Source organism: Cesiribacter sp. SM1 (assembly GCF_020178975.1).
Lineage (GTDB): Bacteria > Bacteroidota > Bacteroidia > Cytophagales > Cyclobacteriaceae > Cesiribacter.
Genome location: NZ_JAHXBU010000050.1, coordinates 1 through 4,389, shown reverse-complemented (window position 1 = coordinate 4,389; position 4,389 = coordinate 1). Strand labels below are relative to the sequence as shown.

At 40.9% G+C, this 4,389-nt stretch carries 4 protein-coding genes; all 4 read right to left on the bottom strand.

The genetic code is table 11. The features are described 5' to 3' along the window. Positions 1-251 precede the first annotated feature (251 nt). A complete protein-coding gene (locus KWJ01_RS12905) occupies positions 252-767 on the bottom strand; it encodes a hypothetical protein (RefSeq protein ID WP_224996867.1) in 516 nt (171 codons plus the stop codon). Positions 768-914: 147 nt separating this feature from the next. Continuing rightward, a complete protein-coding gene (locus tag KWJ01_RS12900) occupies positions 915-1,553 on the bottom strand; it encodes a hypothetical protein (RefSeq protein ID WP_224996866.1) in 639 nt (212 codons plus the stop codon). 683 nt (positions 1,554-2,236) lie between these two features. Next, positions 2,237-2,545, bottom strand: a complete 309-nt coding sequence (locus KWJ01_RS12895; protein WP_224996865.1) for a hypothetical protein — start codon at positions 2,543-2,545, stop codon at positions 2,237-2,239. Between the two features lie 709 nt (positions 2,546-3,254). Then, positions 3,255-3,794 carry a hypothetical protein gene (locus KWJ01_RS12890; protein ID WP_224996864.1) on the bottom strand — a complete coding sequence of 180 codons (540 nt, stop codon included), beginning with the start codon at positions 3,792-3,794 and terminating at the stop codon, positions 3,255-3,257. Positions 3,795-4,389: the final 595 nt, after the last annotated feature.

Below are 4,389 nucleotides of genomic sequence, written 5' to 3'. Positions count from 1 at the left end.
TCAATCCAAAGTCCCCATTGATATTCCAGATGCGAAAATTCAAACAGTGACCCTATCCAGCGCCACCTCCACCTTTCTTTCAATTCTGCTGGTGACGGATTGCTCATTTTTATTGAAGGTAACGTCCGTTGAATAAAGCAGATGCCCTTCACCGGCTTTTACCGAAAGTACGCAAAAATTGCTTCCTGCATTGTCAATGGCTGAAAGCTGTTGGGGCATTTGCTTTATTCTGTTGTTGTGCCTAGTGTTTATTATTCTATCCACGAGCTGCTGATGACACTTTTTACTTTAGAGTCCTCGAAGAAGAAAAGATAAGTCTGTCCAGATGAACCTTCATTTCCAAGCTTTTTGGTAGTCAAGTGCACGAGTAAGGATTCATCATCTAATTTTGACAAAATCAGGTTTGGGTTCTTTTCCTTTTTTATGCAGCCAAGGTCCACATAAGTTCCAGATAAATATGGTTTATTCTCAAGAGATTTCCATAAGGGTCCAGTTAATTCTGCTTCTAAAGAAGGTAGTTCTTCTTTTGTCTCATTTAGCTTATTTGCAACATATTCTGTGGCGAAGGCTTCGTAATTCCAACCGTCCCTTATTAGAGGGTCAATTCTCAAAGCTCCTGTCTTTATTTCCTTATCTGCTTTTATATGCTTTATAGCCAAATCAATTTGATGGCAAAGAGGGTCTTTATCGATAATGGTAGCATCCTGCTGTCCGAAAAGGAGCAACGGTGATACTAACAGGATGAAGGTTAATACGAACTGGCTCATTTTAGCATTAGGCACAACGTCCGTTGAATAAAGCAGATGCCCTTCACCGGCTGTTGTTAAAGTATGAAAAGATTCTGGTTTAGCAGTTCTGTTTCCACGGAGCTGTGAGGGCGTTTGCTTTATTCTGTTGTTGGCACCTGTTTTTATTTATTTTTTATAGATCCTGTAGCTAATGGTATCGCTTATCTTACCGGTTTCGAAGCTTAACATTTCTTTTGATTTATATATATCTGATTGAATCGTCACATTTTCTTCAGAAGAGAGTGTAAAGTCAGGATTATCATGAATGAAGAATTCCACAAGCCTATCATCTACAAGGTCATTGATAATTACTACGCCCTGTTGCTTCATGATAGTACCGCCTCCTCCAGACAGTCCTGTTGAGAGTAGCTCTAAAATATTTTTAGCAAACTTAGTGTCCTGCTGGTGTAGAATACTTTTAAGATGCTGATCATACAAATCTATAGTGACCATCCAATTGCTTGTTTGCCTTTCGATACTGTCCAGAAGGTTTTGTATTGAGCCTTTAAATGACATATCTATGATAAAATTCTCTGCCTGCTCAAAATCCACACTGCCTCCCATAAACATGATGGAGGTATCCCGTTGTTGCTGAAAATCAATCTGAAAGTTTTGATCAATACTTTTTGACAGCTGGTGTATCCTTGCTATTGTGGGAGCATTCTGCTCATAGTACCGCACTACAGATTCTTGACTTGATGTATAGCTATTACATCCTACAGTCATTCCAGCCAGTATAATGATTATAGTATATAGCTTGTTCATCGGTTTAATAGGTGCCAACGTCCGTTGAATAAAGCAGATGCCCTTCACTGCCCTTTGCTGAAAGTACGAAAAGCTAACGGCCAGCACAAGCAATGGCTGAAAGCTCTGGGAGCATTTGCTTTATTCTGTTGTTGGGCTTAGGGTTTTTTATTTTATTTCATTCTCCACCAGCTGCCGCTTTTAAACCTGCTGCTGGCTTGTCTTCTGTTATTATATTATTCAGCGTCAACCTTCGTCACGCTTTATTATTATTCACCGTCACGCTGCGTCCTGCTTATTATATTTTGTTGCTAAACGCTGGAGGCCAAATCCGTGCTCCAGCTGGCTTTACCAGATCTGGGGTCGATGAAGGTGGGCTTCTACCATGCTCTGGCCAAATCCTCCCGCCAACCAGGCCCCTTCATTCTTTTTTAGTCCAGGTTTAGTTGAGCGTCAAGCTTTACCGTCCAGCTACCATTTGAGTGAAAGTCCGCCGAAACAGGCAGCGAAGCTGAAAGCCACCAACTACTGTTAGTCCCTCCAAACGATTTTACCTTAAGCCCAACGGCCATTGAATAAAGCAGGGGCTGCTCACCGCCGCTCCTCAAAGTACGTCTGGTTGATGTTTCTGGTAAGATAGCAAAGAGCTCTGACAGCCCTTGCTTTATTCTGTTGTTGTGCTGTGTTTATTATTATTTTTTATTCTACTCGCTATCTATTTCATCATCATCTTCATTATCATAGGTGTAAAAGATGAGCGAGTATCCAAATTCTAAAGCTTCGTCGTAATATTGAATATTTTCATCATCTACATCGTCTGGAGAATTAAGGATGAGATACTCGTCTTCTAATTCTTTAATGGTCCAGCCATTTTCCTCAAAGTAATGCTTTGCTAATATAAATGCTCCGTCAATGTCTTTATAATCGATGTACAATACCGCAAAGGCACCTTTAATCTGTCCGTCTTCGCCTTTTGGCTCTGCTGGTAAAACATGTGCTTTGATTACAAACATTCTGGAAACTTGGATTATGTCTAGGATTTAATACAGCACAATGGTCGTTAAATAAAGCAGGCGCCGCCGCTGCGGTTGGTTAACAGTGAAAGTAACAATATGCCAGCCCCTTTACAAAAAGAGCTGGGGGCGCTTGCTTTATTTTGTTGTTGCTCTTTGTTTATTATTTACTCACCGGCTTTCCCTCATCCTGCTTTCCGTCCACCTGCACTAAGCTTTTTATTCCTGCTCTGCAGCTAACTAACCAGCAGTGACTTTTACTGCCCCACACCCATCCTGCCTACCGGCATTGATAGAGCAAGACCTTTAAGAGCCGTCATTATTTTAAAGAACCTGCTTTGCCGGCACTACTTTCCAGTCCACCTGCACCTTACTGATCCAGACAAGGGCTTACCTTTTTTACGCCTGCTATGCCAGCTGAAAGATCAATGCTGCACCGGCAGATCATTATTAGAAACTTTCTGCCTGTAGCGCCTCTTGCCCTCCTGCTGGCGGCTTGTCATATTACCCCTCGCTAAGGCAGATGCTATTCTTTTTCCTGCTGCCACTGCCACACCAAACGACTGCAATAAAGAGCAACGTCCATTGAATAAAGCAGGGGCTGGTCACTGCCGCCTGCTGATCCGACGCAAAGTATCGTTTTTGTAGGTAAATGGCAAAGAGCTGTTACAGCCCTTGCTTTATTCTGTTGTTAGGTGGCGTTTTATTTTTATAATATTATCCAGCCGTCTTTAACGAATGTCAAGCTAGCACCCTCAATAAAGGCTTTTATATCCGTATTTTCATCAGCTTTTTCATTGGTCAACTCGAAGAAATATACTTGAGGATTAGCCCTATTTGGGTGATATAACCAAAATCTAAATCTCTTAACTGTCGGAGAGTCCGACAAAAACTTAAGTTCTTCTAAATCACTAATTCTTAAGCTATGGGAATCAAGAATTCTAGGATAAAAAAGTCCAGTTGTGAAGATTGGTAGTAGGTCAGGTGAGTTCGTTAAAAGCTCTATGGTAGTTGGACCGAAACTAATTACATTATCTTTTTCAGTTATAAGAATCCTTTTAAATCTTGGATAGACCTGCTTCTTATATTTTTTTTCGAATAGCTCTTTTGCCCAATAGTCTTCCTGCTCCCCTTGATTCTTGAATTTTGGTTCTGTTTCTGATTTTATGTCAGCGGGGTTAGTTTGTGCTAAGCAGTCAACATAGCCCAGCAGCAGAATCGGTAAGAGATATATTAATATGGTCTTCATCAATTCATTTACACAACATGCTATTTCACTGACAGTATCTTAATGAGCTTTTAATGCCACCTAACGTCCATTGAATAAAGCAGGCGACCTTCACCAGCCTTTGCCGAACGGACGCAAAGGTAGACAATAGCATTGTCGATGGCTGAATGAGCTGGGGGAGCTTGCTTTATTCTGTTGTTGGCCTTAGTTTTTTTTTATTTTTTTCAATTATAGGACTGCTCTGCTGTATCATATTCGACTAATGAAGAGTCAGGGCACAATCTTAACTAATCAGGCAGTCAAAACGCTGGTTATACTTCATTACATATGTAAGCTCCCCTAAAAATGTCGGCTCCCCGAAATTAGGACGGGGTAATAGTAGACAAAATCTCAAAATGGTTCTATAGCTATTGTGGTGTTAATTCTGACTAACGTTTCTAGAAAGCCTCTACAGGAGCATTTTGGGGTCCTTTTAATTGGGCTAGTGTTGTTTCCAATTTAGCTAATTGTTTTTGTAGTTCTCGCACCTTTCTCTTTCGTTTTTGGTCCAGATATTCATACTGATCTGGAGGCGTAAAGGGCTGATGCTTGACAAGCATATTCCAAATAATGACAG